Source organism: Cupriavidus sp. 22TCCZM04-2 (assembly GCF_057798895.1).
In genome coordinates, this window is the sequence record NZ_JBYOJS010000004.1 from 169,620 (window position 1) to 187,637 (window position 18,018).

The window sequence follows — 18,018 nt, forward strand, 5'->3', positions numbered from 1 at the left end:
GCGCCGCCTTGTGTACTGTCTGCCACATGCAGGTTCAGAACCAGGCGCGGAACATTTCAGCAATGTTGTGCCAAAAACTGTCCGGTATCCACAGCAGGCTGGCTGTCATGGCCAGGTAGCGCAGGAATTTGCCGATCGCCATATAAACCAGGCTCGGCCAGAACGGCAGCCGCAGCCAGCCCGCTAAAGTGCACAAAGGATCACCAATTGCCGGCAACCATGATGCCAGCAGCGTGGGCGGCCCCAGCCGCCTCATCCAGTGGAAGTAGCGCGCGTCGAGCTTCGGCTTGGTGGGCTTGCGCACATGTTTGCGATGCTCGAGATGTTCCTGCTCGTGTTCGCGCGCCTGGCGCCGCTTGCGATAGCGCACCAGCGCGAGCTTGGCCGCGTAGCCGAGCCACCAGTCGATGGCGCCGCCCGCCGTATTGCCGAGCGTGGCCACCACCACCGCGGGCCAGAACATATGCGGATTGAGCTTGATATAGCCGAACACCGCCGGTTCCGAGCCGAGCGGCAGCAGCGTGGCCGACACCAGGCTGACGAGGAAAATGGCGGGCAGGCCCACCTTCGGTAAGGCGACGATGTCGAACAGCCAGTCGAAGAAGGCTTCCATGTCGTGGGGCTGGTATCGGGCTAGTGCCGGAGTTGGTGCCGGGTAGTCTCGATCATTCTAGCTGTCCCCCTTTCGGGGCACGCGCAACCCGCATGGCAGTGGCCCGCGATTTGTGATTAACTGTTACAGCCCGTCGCGGCCAAACGTTCGCCGGCCGCCGGGGGGTTCCTCCCGCACGGCAATGGCCGTGGGCAGCACCGGCAGCACCAATATCACGAAATAGCCGTAGCAAACGGCAGTACCGCGTCGTGGCCAGTCCCGCGCTGTTTATTTTGGGATTTCGGGGAATTGGTCATGCGCGTCCACCCACATGGAGACAAGCATGGCGATTCCGATCCGCCTGACGGTCAATGGCAAGCCCGTTGACGCCCAGGTAGAACCCAACACCCTCCTGGTCCAGTTCCTGCGCGAACAGCTTCGCCTTACCGGCACCCATGTCGGCTGCGACACCGCGCAGTGCGGCGCCTGCACGGTCCACCTGGACGGGCGCGCGGTCAAGTCCTGCAATATCCTCGCGGTGCAGGCCGATGGGGCCGAGGTCACCACCATCGAAGGACTGTCCGGCATACGCGTCGGCAACGGGGCGCCGATGCACCCGATGCAGGAAGCCTTCCGCGAATGCCACGGCCTGCAGTGCGGCTTCTGCACGCCGGGCATGGTGATGGCCGCCACCGCGCTGGTGCAGGCCCAGCCCGACGCCGATGCCACCGCCATTCGCCAGCAGCTCGAAGGCAACCTGTGCCGCTGCACCGGCTACCACAACATCGTCAGGGCCGTGCAGCAGGGGCAGGCCGCCATGCGCGGCGCCACCGCCACGAGCGCCGAGTAAGGGAGGCCAGCCATGAACGCACCCGAATCGCAGAAGTTCGTCGGCTCGCCGGTCAAGCGCAAGGAAGACTTCCGCTTCCTGACCGGCAACGGCCAGTACACCGACGACATCGTCCTGCCGCAGCAGAGCTACGGCTATTTCGTGCGCTCGCCGCATGCGCATGCGCGCATCCGGTCGATCGACAAGAGCGCCGCGCTGGCCTCGCCCGGCGTGATCGCCGTGCTGACCGGCGAGGACATGGCCGCCGACAAGGTGGGCGGCCTGCCGTGCGGCTGGCTGATCCACAGCATCGACGGCACGCCGATGAAGGAGCCGCCCCACCCTGTCATCGCACAGGGCAAGGCACGCCATGTCGGCGACCAGGTCGCCCTGGTAGTGGCCGAAACGCTCGCGCAGGCGAAGGACGCCGCCGAGAAGGTCGAGGTCGACTACGAGGAATTGCCAGCCGTCGTCAACGCTGGCGATGCCGCGGCGGCCTCCACGCTCGTGCATGACGACGTGCCGGCCAACACCTGCTACACGTGGGGCCACGGCGACAAGGCCGCGACCGATGCCGCGTTCGCGAAAGCCGCGCACGTGACCACGCTCGATATCGTCAACAACCGGCTGATTCCCAACGCGATCGAACCGCGCGCGGTCAACGCCAGCTACGCGCGCCAGGACGACAGCTACACCGTCTACGTGGCCAACCAGAACCCGCACGTGGAACGCCTGCTGATGGGCGCCTTCGTGCTGGGCCTGCCGGAATCGCGGCTGCGCATCATTGCGCCCGACGTCGGCGGCGGCTTCGGCTCGAAGATCTTCCTGTATCCGGAAGACGTGGCGCTGACCTGGGCCTCGAAGAAGGTCGGCCGGCCGATCAAGTGGACCGCCGAGCGTTCGGAGTCGTTCCTGACCGACGCGCACGGCCGCGACCACGTGACGAAGGCCGAGCTGGCGCTCGACAGCGACGGCAAGTTCCTGGCCATGCGCGTGCACACCACCGCCAACATGGGCGCGTACCTGTCGACCTTCGCCAGTAGCGTGCCCACCATCCTCTATGCGACGCTGCTGGCCGGGCAGTACGCCACGCCGGCCATCTACGCCGAGGTCAAGGCGGTGTTCACCAACACCGCGCCGGTGGACGCCTACCGCGGCGCCGGGCGTCCCGAGGCCACCTATGTGGTCGAACGGCTGGTGGAAGCCGCCGCGCACGAACTGAAGACCGACCCGGCCGAGCTGCGCCGCAAGAACTTCATCCGCCAGTTCCCGTATGCCACGCCGGTCGGCCTGACCTATGACACCGGCGACTACGAGCCCTGCCTCGCGCGCGCGCAGGAACTCGCCGACGTGAAGGGCTTCCCGGCCCGCCGGGACGAGGCAAAGCAGCGCGGCAAGCTGCGCGGCCTTGGCTACTCCTGCTACATCGAAGCATGCGGGCTGGCACCGTCGAACATCGCCGGCGCATTGGGCGCGCGCGCGGGCCTGTTCGAGGTCGGCGAGATCCGCGTGCACCCGACCGGCAGTGTGACGGTGTTCACGGGCTCGCACAGCCACGGTCAGGGCCACGAGACCACCTTCGCGCAGATCGTGGCGGACCGGCTCGGCATTGCGCTGGAGTCGGTCGAGATCGTGCATGGCGATACCGGGCGCGTGCCGTTCGGCATGGGCACCTATGGCTCGCGCTCGCTCGCAGTGGGCGGGTCGGCGATCATGAAGGCGCTGGACAAGATCGAAGCCAAGGCCAAGAAAATCGCCGCGCACTTGCTGGAGGCGTCCGATGCCGACGTCGAGTTCAGCAACGGCGTGTTCCGCGTGGCCGGCACGGACCGCACCAAGACCTTCGGTGAAGTCGCGCTGACCGCGTACGTGCCGCACAACTATCCGCTCGACAAGCTGGAGCCGGGCCTGAACGAGAACGCGTTCTACGACCCGACCAACTTCACGTATCCGTCGGGCGCCTATGTGTGCGAGGTAGAGGTCGATCCGGACACCGGCGAGTCGCAGGTGATGAAGTTCACCGCGGTCGACGACTTCGGCAACATCATCAACCCGATGATCGTCGAAGGCCAGGTACACGGCGGCATCGGCCAGGGCCTGGGCCAGGCCATGCTGGAGCAGTGCATCTACGACAGCGACAGCGGCCAGTTGCTGACCGGTTCCTACATGGACTACGCCATGCCGCGCGCGGGCGACCTGCCAGACTTCACCGTGGAAACCGCCAAGGGCACGCCCTGCACGCACAACCCGCTCGGCGTGAAGGGCTGCGGCGAAGCTGGCGCCATCGGCTCGCCGCCCGCGTTCATCAACGCGCTGGTCGATGCGCTGTCGCCGCTTGGCGTGAAGGACCTGCAGATGCCCGCCACGCCGCACCGCGTGTGGCAGGCCATCCAGGCCGCCCGGCCCTGAGTCCGCCGACGAACCGTAAAGGAAACCGACATGTACGCATTCCAGTTTGAACGCGCGGCGGATGCCAAGGCAGCGGTCGCCAAGCTCCGGGCCGATCCGGACGCCAAGTTCCTGGCCGGAGGCCAGAGCCTGCTGGCGGCAATGAAGCTGCGCCTGTCCGCGCCGTCCACGCTTATCGACGTGGCCCGCATTCCAGGCATGAGCGATATCCGCGTCGAAGGCAACGAGATCGTGATCGGCGCCGCCGCGCGCCATGCCGACGTCGCTGCCAACGCGGAGGTACGCCAGCGCATTCCCGCGCTGGCCGCGCTGGCCGATGGCATCGGCGACCGCCAGGTGCGCGCGATGGGCACCATTGGCGGCTCGCTTGCCAATGACGATCCCGCCGCTTGCTACCCCGCCGCGGTGCTGGGCCTGGGCGCCAGTGTGGTCACCGACCGCCGCATCATTGCGGCCGATGACTTCTTCAAGGGCCTGTATGAAACCGCGCTGGAGCCCGACGAACTGATCACCGCCGTGCGCTTCCCGGTGCCAGAGAAGGCGGCCTACATCAAGTTCCGCAACCCGGCCTCTCGCTTCGCGCTGGTCGGCGTGATGGTCGCGCGCACCGGCGGCAACGTGCGCGTTGCCGTCACCGGGGCGGCCGACAGCGTGTTCCGCTGCCAGCCGCTGGAACAGGCGCTGGCGGCCAACTTCACCGCGGCAGCGGCGAAGGCGGTGAAGGTTGATCCATCGCGGCTCAATGCCGATCTGCATGCGTCGGCGGAGTACCGGGCACATTTGATTCCGGTGCTGGCGGCGCGGGCGGTGGAGGCGGCGCTGAAGGGATAGCCGGCATGCACCAAGCCTCTGCCTTGCTCCCCTCTCTCCTTGGGGAGAGGGGTTGGGGGTGAGGGCCGGCGTCACACGAAGTGAAGGTGACCGGTACTGCAAGCGCCGGCCCTCACCCCCGGCCCCGCTCCCGCAAGCGGGAGCGGGGAGCAACCAATGCGTTCATCAGCCGCTTCAGTCGCTGCCGCCCATGCTTCCCACCTCCATCGACCAAACCCAGTCGCTCCTCGAATCCCACCAATACTTCGCCGACCGCGAAACCGCGACGGTGCTGTACCTCGCCCTGCGCATGCAGCGCCCGCTGTTCCTTGAAGGCGAACCCGGCGTAGGCAAGACCGCCCTGGCGCAGGCCATGGCCGAAGTCATGGGCACGCGCCTGCTGCGCCTGCAGTGCTACGAAGGCCTCGACGCGGCCAGCGCGCTGTACGAATGGGACTACCCGCGCCAGATCATGGCCCTGCGCGTGGCCGAGGCGCGCGGCGAGCGCCCCGAGGCGCAGTCGCTCTATCACGACGACTACCTGCTGAAACGCCCGCTGCTCGAAGCCCTGCTGCCCGATCCCGCAGCACCGGGCGCGCCGCGCGTGCTGCTGATCGACGAGATCGACCGCGCCGACGAACCGTTCGAAGCGTTCCTGCTCGAGATACTGTCCGAATACCAGGTGTCGATCCCCGAGATCGGCGTGATCCGCGCCGAGCGGCCGCCGCTGATCATCGTCACCTCCAACCGCACGCGCGAGGTCCACGACGCGCTCAAGCGCCGCTGCCTGTACCAGTGGATGGGTTACCCACAGCGCGAGCGCGAACTGCAGATCGTCGCGGCACGCGCGCCGGAAGCCGCCGCACGGCTGCAGGCGCAGGCCGTCGATTTCATCCACCGGCTGCGCGGCATCGACCTGTTCAAGGCGCCCGGTATCGCCGAGGCCATCGACTGGTGCCGCGCGCTGTCCGCGCTCGGCGTGACCGAACTGGACCCGCAGTCCGTGCGCGACACACTCGGCGTGCTGCTCAAGTACCAGGACGACCTGGCCCGCGCCGATGGGCCGACCGTGGCCGAACTGCTCGCGGGCGCATCCGCCGCGACCTGACCGATGGCCACGCTGCACCCCGCCCGCGCCGGCAAGCCCGGCCCCGCCCTGCCGGTGCTGGCGCGCAACGTGGCGCACTTCATGCGGCTGCTGCACGACGGCGGCTTCGCGCTGTCGCCCGCGCATTCGGTCGACGCGCTCGATGCGCTGCAATACGTGGACATCGGCCGGCGCGACGACGTTCGCGCGGCGTTGGCCGCGCTGGTGTTGTCCGGCCCCGACCAGCGGCCGCTGTTCGACGCCGCCTTCGACCTGTTCTGGCGCGACCCCGACTGGGAAGGCAAGCTGCGCGCGATGCTGCTGCCGCGCGTCGATGCCGGCGCGCCGCCGCCGCGGCGCAGCAACCGGCTGGCCGATGCATTGGCGGCACGCCAGCCTGACCTGCCCGCCCGGCCGCAGCAGACCGAAGCGGACCGGATCACGGTGCCGCTGACGTTCTCGGACCAGGAGCGACTGGCGCAGCGCGATTTCGAGACGCTGACCGCGCAGGAATGGCGCGCGCTGCAGCACCTGGTGCGCAAGCGCCGCGCCCACCTGGCCATGGAGCGCACGCGCCGGCTGCGTCCGGCCAGCAGCGGCACGCGTGCCGACCTGCGCGCGAGCGCGCGCCTGGCCGTGCGCCAGCATGGCGAATGGCTGCGCTGGAAATACCGCCGCCATGCCGAACGCAAGCCGCCGGTGGTGCTGCTGCTCGACATCTCCGGATCGATGAGCCAGTACTCGCGCGCCGTGCTGTACTTCTGCCATGCGTTGACGCTGTCGCGCGAGCGGCTGTCCGTATTCCTGTTCGGCACGCGGCTCACCAACATCACGCGCGCCTTGCGCGAGCGCGACCCCGACGAAGCTGTAGCCGTCATCACCGGCCAGGTGCGCGACTGGGCCGGCGGCACGCGCATCGGCGAAGCGCTGGCGAGCTTCAACCGCCAGTGGGCACGCCGCACGCTATCGGGACGCGCCACGGTACTGCTCGTCACTGACGGGCTGGACCACGAACATATCGACCTGCTGGACCAGGAGATGGCGCGGCTGCGGCGCTTTGCTCACCGCATCATCTGGCTCAACCCGCTGCTGCGCTACCCCGGCTTCGCGCCGCAGGCGCGTGGCGTGCAGGCCATCCTGCCGCATGTGGATGCGCTGCGTCCGGCGCACAATCTCGACAGCCTGCTCGGCTTGCAGACCTTGCTGTCCGAGCCGGACGCCGGCACGGCTTTCGCTTCGCCTATGAAACCAATCACAAGAGACAAGGAGCGCCCCCCATGGAAATGAACCAGAGCCAGCGCCTGCCGGTGCCTCAGCAAGTGGCATGGGAAGCGCTCAACGACATCGCGCTGCTCAAGCAGTGCATCCCCGGATGTGAGAGCATCCAGCCTGACGGCGAAAATGCCTACCAGCTCGCCTTGACCGCGGCGGTCGGCCCGGTCAAGGCGCGCTTCAAGGGCCGCATGGCGCTGCAGGATATCCAGGCACCGGACAGCTACACCATCCAGTTCGACGGACAAGGCGGTGCGGCCGGTTTCGGCAAAGGGTCCGCACGCGTCACGCTGGAACCCGAGGGCGATGAAACGGTGCTCACGTATGCGGTCAACGCGCAGGTGGGCGGCAAGATCGCGCAGATCGGCTCGCGGCTGGTAGACGCCGCGGCGCGCAAGATGGCGGAGACCTTTTTCACGCGTTTCACCGAGGCACTGGCTGCGCCGGCGCCCGATGATGCCGAACCACAACAAGACGCCGCCCCCGATGGCAGCGATGCGCAACAAACAGAGCAACAATCAGAGGAACCCAAGCGGAAGCGATCATGGACAGCGTGGATCTCGAAGTCCTGAGAAGCAGTGTTCGGTGGCAGCAGGAAGGCCACCGTGTGCTGCTGGTGACGGTAGTCAGGACCTGGGGCTCGTCGCCCCGCCCGGAAGGCGCGATGCTGGCCGTGCGCGATGACGGGCTTGTCGTCGGCTCGGTGTCCGGCGGCTGCATCGAAGACGATCTGATCGACCGCGTGCGCCGGCTCGGCATCACCGCGGATCATCCCGAATCTGTCAAATACGGCATCAGCGCCGAGGAAGCCCACCGCTTCGGCCTGCCGTGCGGCGGCACGATTGAACTGGTGACCGAGCCGCTCGCCCCCGCGAGCGGCATCGCGGAACTGCTCGACGCCGTCGAGAACGGCCGGCTGGTGACGCGCACGCTCGACATGGCGACCGGCAACGCCACGCTGGGGCCGGCGGAGGCCACCGATGGCCTGGCCTTCGACGGCCAGACCTTGCGAACCATTCACGGCCCGCGCTATCGCATGCTCGTGATCGGCGCGGGGCAGTTGTCGAAGTACCTGTGCCAGATTGCCGTGGGCCTGGGCTTCCAGGTCACCGTGTGCGACCCGCGCGAGGAATACACGGAAACGTGGGACATCCCGGGTGTGATCATGGTGCGGACCATGCCCGACGACACCGTGACGGAGATGAACCTCGACGAGCGTTGCGCGGTGATTGCGCTCACGCACGATCCCAAGCTCGACGACCTGGCGCTGATGGAAGCGTTGCGCACGCGCGCGTTTTACGTCGGCGCGCTGGGCTCGCGTCGCAACAACCAGGCACGGCGCGAGCGCCTCAAGGAATTCGACCTGAACGACGTTCAGCTGTCCCGCCTGCACGGCCCGGTCGGCATCTTCATCGGCAGCCGCACGCCGCCGGAGATTGCCATTTCCATCCTGGCCGAAGTGGTGGCCGCCAAGAACCATGTCTCGCTGCCCGACATCCTGCAGGTGGAAGGCGCCAAGGCGGCACGGGAAATGGCGGCCGGCACCGGCAGCAGCTGCAGCACCTGAGGATGCGCCATGACCGCCGCCCGCAATGCTCCCCTGATCAAGACCGACCTGCCGACCGGGGTTCTCCTGGCGGCCGGGTTCGGCCGGCGCTTCGACGCCAATGGCCAGCGCAACAAGCTGCTGGAGACACTGCCTGACGGCCGCACCATCGCGTGGCGCAGTGCGCGGACATTGGCCGCTGCGCTGCCTGACTCGATTGCCGTGATCCGGCCTGGCCATCCGGCGCTCGCCGAGGAATTGCGGCGCGGGGGCTGCCGGGTGGTCGAAGCGGCCGGGGCCGAAGCCGGCATGGGCGCAGCGTTGCGCGCCGCGGTCGCGGCGACGCCCGACGCGCGTGGCTGGGTGGTGGCGCTTGCCGATATGCCGTGGTTGCCGATGGAACTGGTCAGGGCGGTGGCGTTGACCATCACCACGCCTGACACCATTGCCGCGCCGTGGCGCGACGGGCAGCGCGGGCACCCGGTTGGATTCGGGGCAGCCTGGCGGGAGGAATTGCTGAAGCTCGACGGGGACGAGGGAGCGCGGGCGCTGTTGAAGGCGCAACCGGTGACGAGGATCCTGACGGAGGACGACGGGGCGTTCAGGGACGTGGATCTGCCGGGGGATTTGAACTAGCTGCTACGAATGCCGTAGCGCCTGGTTCCTGCCCTCTCCCACGCGTTGGAGAGGGGAGCCACGGCGTCACGAGGCGTTACGCCATCCGCATTTCAAGGCAAGTGATCGCTAACTGCCCTCCCGCAACTGCTCAGCCAGCCCGGAAGTCTTGGCCGCCATGATGAAATCATTCCTGTGCAGTCCCTTGATCTTCTTGGTCCGCCACGACACCGTGGCATGCCCCCATCCAAAGCTGATCTCGGGATGATGCCCTTGCGCTTCCGCCAGTTGTCCCACGCCATTGGCGAATGCCAGCGCCTGCGCGAAGTTGCGGAAGGTGAAGCTTCGCTCGAGCCTGCCGGCGTCATCGGTCAGCGTCCATCCGGGCGTGTCGGCCAGCAGCCCTTCGGCCTCGGCACGCTCCAGCGGCGGAATGCCCCCACGGCACGGCGTGCAGGTCTGCGAATCCAGTCTCTCGGTCATGGCTAGCTCCTTCTGCAGCCGCAACAAGTCCTCAGCCGCCCTCGGTTTCCGACAAGGCACGCAGGTATTCCCGACTCCACCAATGCACATCCTGGCAGCGGACCCGTTCCAGCAGCTTCTCATGCCGCGCCTGCCGCTCGGCCAGCGGCATGTGCAAGGCCTGCTGGATCGCCTGCGCGGTGGAGTACGTGTCGTAGGGGTTCACCAGCAACGCTTCCTTTAGCTGCTCCGCCGCGCCGGCAAAGCGAGACAGCACCAGCACGCCGGGATCTGCAGGATCCTGTGCCGCGATAAATTCCTTGGCGACCAGGTTCATGCCATCGCGCAGCGGCGTCACCAGCGCGACGCGGCTGGCGCGGCACAGGCCCGGTAGCCGCTTGCGCGCCGTGGTGCGGTGGATATAGCGCACTGGCATCCAATCCAGCTCGCCGAATTCGCCATTGATCGCGCCGCTTAAACGTTCCATCTCGCTGCGCAAGTCCGCATACGCATCCACCGATTCGCGCGATGGGGCCGCGATCTGTACCAGCGTCGCGCTCTTGCGATTCTCGGGGTACTCGGCGAGCAGCCGGTAGAAGGCCTTCAGCCGCTGCGGCAGCCCCTTGGAGTAGTCGAGCCGGTCGATGCCGAGCAGCAACCGGCGCTGCGCATACTGCGCGCACATCATCTCGAACGTTTCCTGCGCCTCCGCGCCACGCCCCAGTTCGGCGAACTCGTCCACATCGATGCCGATCGGAAACGCCTCCGCACGCACGGTGCGATGGTACGCACGGTAGCGATGCTCGCCCATCGGTTCGGCGAACGCTTCGTTCTGCACGTAGCGCGAGAAATGCTCGAGGTCGGTGTGGGTCTGGAAGCCGATCAGGTCATACGCAAACAGCGCCCGCATCAGCCAGTCATGCTGCGGGATCGCCGCGAGGATCAGCGGTGGCGGCAACGGGATATGCAGGAAAAAGCCGATGCGCTGGCCACAGCCGATGGCGCGCAGTTCGGCCGCCAGCGGGATCAGGTGATAGTCGTGGATCCAGATGACATCGTCGGGCTTCAGCAGCGGCGCCAGCTTGCGCGCGAAGAGCTGGTTCACGCGGCGGTAGCCGTTGAGGTAGTTCGAGTCGAAGTCGGCCAGGTCCAGGCGGTAGTGGAACGCGGGCCACAGCACGCCGTTGCTGTAGCCGAGATAGTACGAGTCGTGGTCCTCGCGGCACAGGTCCACCGTGGCCAGCGTGACGTTGCCGGCTTGCTGCAAATGCAGCTCGCCTTCGCCCGGCGTGCCGCCCTGGTTAGTTTCCAGCGCCTTGCCGCTCCAGCCGAACCACAGGCCGCCGGTCTGGCGCAGCGCTTCGGACAACGCCACCGCGAGCCCGCCCGCGGCAACATTGCGCGGATCGGCAACGCGGTTGGATACCGCTACTAGTCTGGGCATATAGAGCTGTTCGTGTTAATCATGCCAGCCCCGGTCAGATCACGCTGTCCCACGGCGCCGACAGGCGCATGGCGCCATTGATCAGCCCGACCATCGAATAGGTCTGCGGGAAGTTGCCCCACATCTCGCCGGTGACGGGATGGGTGTCTTCGGACAGCAGGCCCAGCGGATTGCGGGCCGCCAGCATGGCCTCGAAGATCTTCCGCGCCTCGTCGCGCCGGCCGATGCGTGCCAGCGCATCGATACGCCAGAACGTGCAGATGTTGAAGGCGGTCTCGGGCTTGCCGAAATCGTCCGGCGCTTCGTAGCGGCGCATGTAAGGGCCGTCGCACAGGCTCTCTTCGAGTGCCTTGACCGTCGACATGAAGCGCGGATCGCGCGGGTCGATGAAGTTCACCTCGGCCATCAGCAGCACGCTGGCATCCAGCTCCTTGCCGCCGAAGCTTTCGGCAAATGCCTGGCGCGATTCATTCCAGGATTCGGCCAGGATGCGCTCCTTCATGCGTTGCGCATGGCCGTGCCAATACTCCGCGCGCGCCTGCAGTTCCAGCTTTTCCGCCACCTTGGCGAGCCGGTCGCAAGCCGCCCAGCTCATCAGCGCAGACGAGGTATGCACGCGCGCACGCGTGCGCAACTCCCACATGCCGGCATCGGGCGTGCCGAACACTTTCACGGCCTGCTCGCCCACTTCTTCCAGCCGGCGGAATTCGGCCGGGCCGCCACGATGCAGCAGCCGGTGGTCGTGGAAAGCCTGCGCCGCGCCCAGCACGACATTGCCGTAGACATCGTGCTGGAAGTGCTCCTGCGCCTGGTTGCCCAGACGCACCGGACCCATGCCGCGATAGCCAGGCAGGTGGTCAAGGATGCTTTCGGGCAGTTCGCGCTCCAGCCCGATGCCGTACAGCGGCTGGATATGCCCGTCCTGCGACTGCATCACCACGTTCGACAGCCAGCGCAGGTAGTCCTCCAGGGTGCCGACTTCGGACAGGCTGTTGAGCGCGCGCACCACGAAAAACGCGTCGCGCAACCAGCAGTAGCGGTAGTCCCAGTTGCGCCCGCTGCCGGGGGCCTCGGGAATGCTGGTGGTCATGGCCGCGACGATCGCGCCGGTCTCCTCGTACAAGGACATCTTGAGCGTGATCGCGGCGCGGATGACCGCGTCCTGCCATTCGCGCGGCACCGCAAGACGGCGGCTCCACATGCGCCAGTAGGAGGTGGTCTCCTGCTCGAAATCGCGCGCGGTTTCCTCGACGCCGTGATTGAGCGTTTCGTCCGGGCCGAGGATGAAGTTGTGGCTGCGCGTGAGCAGGAACGGCGTGTGCGACAGCACATAGGCCAGCGGCGCATCGGTGGTCATGCGCAGCGTCATGCTGTCGCCGATGTAGCGCACATGGCTGCTGCCGCGCGTGATCTCCGGCACCTTGCGCCCCCAGTCGAAGCGCGGCGACACCACCACACGCACGCGCGGCGCGCCGCGCACCGGGCGGATGCGGCGCACGAGCGTGATGGGCCGGAAATAGCGGCCCAGCCGGAAGAAACGCGGCGCGAAGTCGGTGATCTCCAGGCTGTTGCCGTGGATATCGGTCAGCCGCGTGCGCAGCACGGCGGTATTCGGTTCGTACCACTGGCTCGACGCGTGGAAGTCCTCGATCTCGATCGAGAAATGCCCGGCGTTCTCGCTCGGGTCGAGCAGCGCGTTGAAGACCGGGTCGCCGTCGAAGCGCGGCATGCACGACCACACGATCCGGCCGCGGCTGTCGGCCAGCGCCGAGAACGCGCAGTTGCCGATCATGCCGAGGGACAGCGACGGCGCCGCATGGCGCTTGCCGCCATCGACGGTCTTGTACACGCCGTCGGACGGCGGCTGGCCCAGCTCCGACGGACTGCTTGGATTGCTTGCGGAAGTCACAGCGAATCCCCCTCAAAGATGTCGTTGTGGATTGGACGCCGGGGGCAGATCGGCCCGACGCGGCGTGCCGTCGAGCGCGTGCGCTGAGCGGTGCAGCCAGCAACGCAGCGCGGCCGGCCCGGTAACGCTGACCGTCGCCATGGTGTCGCGCTGGCCAACCAGCACGCCGAGGCCGCCGAGCTTGCGGATCACGGCAAAGCCTGCCTCGTCCGTCACATCGTCGCCGGCAAAGACCGGGCCGCGCCCAGCAAATGGCGGCATGTTCATGAAGGCGGCAATGGCGTCGCCCTTGTTGATGCCCGCGGGCTTGATCTCCACGACCATCTTGCCGGGCATGCCCTCAAGTCCGTTCGCGTGGCGCAGCGCGTCGGTGACGGCGGCGCGCACCAGCCCCTCGAGTTCGGGGGCTTCGCGATAGTGGATGGCAACCGCCACGGATTTGCGCTCCAGGCGCAGGCCCGGATGGCGGCGCACCAGGGCTTCCAGCGGCGGAATCAGCGGCTCCAGGCCGGGCGCCGGCTTCATCTCGACGCGCGCTCCGCCGCTGCGGAGTTCGGCCCCGTGAATGCCGGCGGCCGGCAGGCACAGCGGCTGCAGGAAGTAGTCGAGTTCGACGATCGGCCGGCCGGATACGATGGCGAGCGCGCCGTCCAGGTGCTCATGGAGTCGGCGCAGCGTTCCGACGAGTTCAGGCTCGACCTGCACCAGCTCGGGGCGGGGTGCGAGGTCGGCCAGGGTGCCGTCGAAGTCGAGAAAGAGCGCCGTATTGGGTTCGATTAGCGGTAACGGGGGCATCGCGTTAAACCGTAGCATGGGGTCCCGGCGAGCGTCCACCGGGCGCTGTCCTACACGGCACAGCTCGTCACATTGACCTGGCCCGTCCGCCCCACAGTGCGCGCGGAGCCACCCCGGCCGGGATGCCCATTGGCGTCCAAGGCCTTGTGCGGCGTGCCGATCCTTTATCATTGGCGGTTTCCGCCGAAATTTCCGGCCTTTTTTGCGCGCCCTTCTTGCGCCCCATTTTTGCCCTTCCCCGCGCCGTTCCGTCGCGCCGCCAGGGCTCTTCGCCAACCGCAGACATGAACCGCAAGCCCGCCTCCTCCAAACCCGACTATCTCAGGAAGATCCTGACCGCCAAAGTCTATGACGTGGCCCAGGAGACCGAGCTGACCTTCGCGCACAACCTGTCGGCGCGCACCGGCAACTCGGTGTGGTTCAAGCGGGAAGACACCCAGCCCGTGTTCTCGTTCAAGCTGCGCGGCGCGTACAACAAGATGGCGTCGCTCACGCAGGAAGAGATCAAGCGCGGCGTAATCGCGGCGTCGGCCGGCAACCACGCGCAGGGAGTGGCCCTGGCTGCCGCGCGCCTGCAGTGCAAGGCCATCATCGCCATGCCGGTCACGACGCCGCAGGTCAAGATCGATGCCGTGCGCGAGCGCGGCGGCAAGTGGGTGGAGATCGTGCTGCACGGTGATTCGTACAGCGACGCGTACAACCATGCGGCGGTGCTGGAGAAGAAGCACAAGCTGACCTTCATCCATCCGTTCGACGATCCTGAAGTCATCGCCGGCCAGGGCACCATCGCCATGGAGATCCTGCGCCAGCATCCGGGCCCGATCCACGCGATCTTCGTTGCCATCGGCGGCGGCGGGCTGATCTCAGGCATCGCCTCGTACATCAAGGCCGTGCGCCCGGAGATCAAGGTGATCGGCGTGCAGACCGTGGATTCCGATGCGATGAAGCGTTCGGTCGAAGCCGGCAAGCGCATCGAACTGAAGGATGTGGGCCTGTTCTCCGACGGCACCGCGGTCAAGCTGGTCGGCAAGGAGACCTTCCGCATCACGCGCGAACTGGTCGACGAGATCGTGCTGGTGGACACCGATGCGATCTGCGCGGGCCTGAAGGATGTGTTCCAGGATACGCGCAGCATCCTGGAGCCTGCCGGCGCGCTCGCCGTGGCCGGCCTCAAGCTGTACGCCGAGCGCGAAAAGCTCAAGGGCCAGCACCTGGTCGCGATCGCTTGCGGCGCGAACATGAACTTCGACCGCCTGCGCTTCGTCGCCGAGCGCGCGGAAGTGGGCGAGGCACGCGAGGGCGTCTTCGCCGTCACCATCCCCGAAGAGCGCGGCAGCTTCAAGCGCTTCTGCGAACTGGTGGGCACGCGCAGCGTGACCGAGTTCAACTACCGCATCGCCGACAAGCGCATGGCGCACATCTTCGTCGGCGTGCAGATCGCCAGCCGCGCCGAAAACGACAAGATCGCGGCCAATTTCCGCCGCCACGGCTTCGACACGCTGGACCTGTCCAACGACGAACTGGCCAAGCAGCACATCCGCTACATGGTCGGCGGCATCTCGCCGCTGGCGCATGACGAACTGCTCTATCGCTTCGAATTCCCCGAGCGGCCGGGCGCGCTGATGAAGTTCCTGTCGAGCATGAGCCCGAACTGGAATATCAGCCTGTTCCACTATCGCAACCAGGGCGGCGACACCTCGAACATCCTGGTCGGTATCCAGGTGCCGAAGAACGAAAAGCGCGCCTTCCGCGCCTTCCTGTCGACGCTGGGTTACGTACACTGGGATGAGACCGAGAATCCGGTCTACAAGCTGTTCCTCTCCGACCGCGCAGAACAAGCATGAGCCTTCCCGAACACTCGCCGCTGGGCAAGCCCTCGGCCTACAAGACCGAATACGATCCGACGCTGCTGTTCCCGATTCCGCGCCAGCCCAAGCGCACCGAGATCGGCCTGCCCGAAGGCAAGCCCGTGCCGTTCTTCGGGGTGGATATCTGGAATGCGTACGAGGTGTCCTGGCTGAACATGAAAGGCAAGCCGCAGGTGGCGCTGGCTACGTTCATCATCCCCGCCGGCACGCCCAATATCGTCGAGTCGAAGTCGTTCAAGCTGTACCTGAATTCGTTCAACCAGAGCAAGATCGCGTCGCCCGAAGCGTTGCAGCAACTGCTGCACCATGACCTGTCGGAAGCGACGGGCGGGACAGTGCAGGTGCGGCTGGTGACCGAGGCCGACCTGGGCAAGCAGAAGATGGGCGAGCTCGATGGCTTGCTGCTGGACCGGCTCGATATTGAAGTCGACCGCTACGAGCCGGCGCCCGATTTGCTGCACGCGGACCAGGCCGAATCGCCGGTGGAAGAGACGCTGGTGTCGCACCTGCTGAAGTCCAACTGCCTGGTGACCGGGCAGCCCGACTGGGGCAGCGTGCAGATCCGCTATGTCGGCGCGCCGATCAACCAGGAAGGGCTGCTGAAGTATCTGATCTCGTTCCGCAACCACAACGAGTTCCACGAGCAATGCGTGGAGCGGATCTTTATGGACGTGATGCGGGCGTGCAAGCCGGTGAAGCTCGCGGTATATGCGCGCTATACGCGGCGGGGGGGACTGGATATCAATCCGTTCCGGACCAACTTCAACACGCCCTGGCCGGATAATCTCAGGAACGCCCGGCAGTAAGTATTGGGGGTCGTGTGCTTGTGCCTGGCGGGCGCTGTCAGAGCGGCAACGCCCGCCTCGCCTTCAGAATTCCGCGTGGAACCGGACTCCGTAGAACTTGGCCGGTCCGCGATCCGCGTTATATCCCGGATTCCTGACATACTGGAAATCCGGACTGATACTCAGGTATTTGAACGGCTGAAAGCTGTAATAGATTTCAAAGACCTGCTCCGGCGCATAGTTGAGCGCCCCATCCCCCAGGAACGCCCCTTGCCCGCCAGCAGCCAGATAAGCGCGATGGTTCGCGCCCAGCATGTTCGCGGCAAAAGCCATCCCGACGGCATCGCGCGCCCGGCCCCATGAACTGCCATTGAGCACGCCGCCGAACGACACCTGCCGCCCGATCTCGGTGAAGGCATAGGTCTCGGTCTTGTCGTCCGACATGCTGGCGCGGAAGAACACCCCCAGCGAATCATTGATCTGCTGCAGCATCGTCAGGCCGACGCCGACCTTGGCGTGCTCCTGCCGCACGTTGGCCACGTCGGGGGCGACGTTGTTGGCCTGCCCGAACTGGATCGCGTCATTGAACGACCCCATGCGCGCCTTGTTGCGGAAGAACAGCAACCGCGCCGTGCCGGGCCGCCCGTGCACCGAGTAGCGCCTTTCGACTTCCAGTACATCGCCGTAATGCTCGAACATCCGCGTGTCGAGCTCCAGCCCGTTCGATTCCAGCGGTTGCAGGAAGCGGCCGATGCGCGCGGACCAGTCGTCGCCAATGTATTCGAGCGCTACGCCCCAGTTGTAGCCGCGCGCGTCGGCGGCGTAGTCGAACGCGCCATGCGTGAGGAACGACCAGTTCATGAACTGGGTGCGTGGATCGGAGCCGTAGTCGTTCTGGTCGAACACGTCCAGCACGCCAAAGTTGCCGGCGGTCAGCACCACGCGGCGCTTGTCCACCGTGCGCGCGAACTGGTTGAAGTCAGCGTCGAGCTTCTCGGTCTCCCCACCAAGCCCCCAGGTCTGCCGGATGAAGGCGCGCGCGCGGTAGACAACGGGATTGGTGCTCGCGCCCTTGGCAAGTTCCCCATTGGAGAGCCCGGCCATGCCATGCAACTGCGAAAACGGCACACCCTGCGCGACTTCGGGATTGAGGTGAAATTCCGCGCCCTGCCACAGGCGCAAACCGAGATCGAGCGTACTCGTGAACGAGTAGCTCTTGGCCCGATCCGTGGTCAGGCTGTTCGGCCCCGAGTAGGCGGCGTTGAAGGCGGGCTTGCGCTGCCAGACATAAGTGGCCTGGCCGTGGAAGGCGAACGGGCTTTCGGTCGCGGCGTCCGTGCCGGCTTCGGGCGCCGCGTCTTGCGACAGAGCCGGCGCACAAGCCCCCGCCGACAGCATGGCGGCAAGGCAGCGGGCAAAAATCTGGCTCGGCAATGCAGCCGGGAATCGAAAACGCATGGGCGGGAGTTGTTCTGATTCGGACCGTGGAACCAGACTATGGGCGGGTCGAAGAATAGCCAAGGCGCTATGACGTGTCTACCGCCCTTGCTGCGACGCAGCATTCTGCCATGAACCCAGAGGTGACTGATCATCAA

Annotated in this window: 16 protein-coding genes; 10 read left to right on the forward strand and 6 right to left on the reverse strand. The window is 66.5% G+C overall.

The window, feature by feature from the left end; all coding sequences use genetic code 11:
* Positions 1-34: 34 nt before the first annotated feature.
* Complete coding sequence (locus tag AC3FKG_RS08690) at positions 35-613, reverse strand: YqaA family protein (protein WP_483710409.1); 579 nt, start codon at positions 611-613, stop codon at positions 35-37.
* 322 nt (positions 614-935) lie between these two features.
* Between AC3FKG_RS08690 and AC3FKG_RS08695 the strand changes: the two genes are divergently transcribed.
* The 8 genes from AC3FKG_RS08695 (at position 936) to AC3FKG_RS08730 (ending at position 9,181) form a co-directional block, all read left to right on the forward strand.
* Positions 936-1,442: a (2Fe-2S)-binding protein gene (locus tag AC3FKG_RS08695; protein ID WP_483710408.1), complete on the forward strand. Its 507-nt coding sequence runs from the start codon at positions 936-938 to the stop codon at positions 1,440-1,442.
* 12 nt (positions 1,443-1,454) lie between these two features.
* Positions 1,455-3,830: a xanthine dehydrogenase family protein molybdopterin-binding subunit gene (locus AC3FKG_RS08700; protein ID WP_483710407.1), complete on the forward strand. Its 2,376-nt coding sequence runs from the start codon at positions 1,455-1,457 to the stop codon at positions 3,828-3,830.
* Between the two features lie 30 nt (positions 3,831-3,860).
* A complete protein-coding gene (locus tag AC3FKG_RS08705; RefSeq protein WP_483710406.1) occupies positions 3,861-4,661 on the forward strand; it encodes an FAD binding domain-containing protein in 801 nt (266 codons plus the stop codon).
* A gap of 190 nt (positions 4,662-4,851) precedes the next feature.
* Positions 4,852-5,748 (forward strand): AAA family ATPase, encoded by an 897-nt coding sequence (locus AC3FKG_RS08710; RefSeq protein WP_483710405.1) that lies wholly within the window; start codon positions 4,852-4,854, stop codon positions 5,746-5,748.
* A gap of 3 nt (positions 5,749-5,751) precedes the next feature.
* Complete coding sequence (locus tag AC3FKG_RS08715) at positions 5,752-7,014, forward strand: vWA domain-containing protein (protein WP_488742864.1); 1,263 nt, start codon at positions 5,752-5,754, stop codon at positions 7,012-7,014.
* Complete coding sequence (locus AC3FKG_RS08720) at positions 7,005-7,571, forward strand: SRPBCC family protein (protein WP_483710403.1); 567 nt, start codon at positions 7,005-7,007, stop codon at positions 7,569-7,571. Before AC3FKG_RS08715 ends, AC3FKG_RS08720 begins: the two co-directional genes overlap by 10 nt.
* Positions 7,544-8,566 (forward strand): XdhC family protein, encoded by a 1,023-nt coding sequence (locus tag AC3FKG_RS08725; RefSeq protein WP_483710402.1) that lies wholly within the window; start codon positions 7,544-7,546, stop codon positions 8,564-8,566. The genes AC3FKG_RS08720 and AC3FKG_RS08725 overlap by 28 nt, the downstream gene beginning before the upstream one ends.
* 9 nt (positions 8,567-8,575) lie before the next feature.
* Positions 8,576-9,181: a nucleotidyltransferase family protein gene (locus AC3FKG_RS08730; RefSeq protein ID WP_483710401.1), complete on the forward strand. Its 606-nt coding sequence runs from the start codon at positions 8,576-8,578 to the stop codon at positions 9,179-9,181.
* Between the two features lie 108 nt (positions 9,182-9,289).
* Here the strand turns inward: AC3FKG_RS08730 and AC3FKG_RS08735 are convergent, their stop codons facing one another.
* From AC3FKG_RS08735 to otsB, 4 genes are all read right to left on the reverse strand, one after another.
* The gene (locus tag AC3FKG_RS08735) at positions 9,290-9,643 is read right to left on the reverse strand and encodes a 4a-hydroxytetrahydrobiopterin dehydratase (RefSeq protein ID WP_483710400.1); all 354 of its coding nucleotides are present in this window, start codon (positions 9,641-9,643) and stop codon (positions 9,290-9,292) included.
* A 31-nt stretch (positions 9,644-9,674) separates the two neighbouring features.
* Positions 9,675-11,066, reverse strand: coding sequence for an alpha,alpha-trehalose-phosphate synthase (UDP-forming) (gene otsA, locus AC3FKG_RS08740; RefSeq protein WP_483710399.1), 1,392 nt, complete (start codon positions 11,064-11,066; stop codon positions 9,675-9,677).
* Between the two features lie 34 nt (positions 11,067-11,100).
* On the reverse strand, positions 11,101-12,915 hold the full coding sequence (locus AC3FKG_RS08745; protein WP_483711451.1) for a glycoside hydrolase family 15 protein: 1,815 nt from the start codon (positions 12,913-12,915) through the stop codon (positions 11,101-11,103).
* A gap of 72 nt (positions 12,916-12,987) precedes the next feature.
* Entirely contained in the window at positions 12,988-13,770 is a 783-nt protein-coding gene (otsB, locus tag AC3FKG_RS08750; protein WP_483711450.1) for a trehalose-phosphatase, read from the reverse strand.
* A 284-nt stretch (positions 13,771-14,054) separates the two neighbouring features.
* On the opposite strand from otsB, the gene ilvA reads away from it, so the two are divergent.
* A complete protein-coding gene (ilvA, locus tag AC3FKG_RS08755) occupies positions 14,055-15,614 on the forward strand; it encodes a threonine ammonia-lyase, biosynthetic (RefSeq protein ID WP_483710398.1) in 1,560 nt (519 codons plus the stop codon).
* Positions 15,611-16,444 (forward strand): NADPH-dependent 7-cyano-7-deazaguanine reductase QueF, encoded by an 834-nt coding sequence (gene queF, locus AC3FKG_RS08760; RefSeq protein WP_483710397.1) that lies wholly within the window; start codon positions 15,611-15,613, stop codon positions 16,442-16,444. Before ilvA ends, queF begins: the two co-directional genes overlap by 4 nt.
* Positions 16,445-16,507: 63 nt before the next feature.
* Here queF and AC3FKG_RS08765 read toward each other — a convergent pair whose 3' ends face one another.
* Positions 16,508-17,881, reverse strand: coding sequence for a carbohydrate porin (locus AC3FKG_RS08765; protein WP_483710396.1), 1,374 nt, complete (start codon positions 17,879-17,881; stop codon positions 16,508-16,510).
* Positions 17,882-18,018 lie beyond the last annotated feature (137 nt).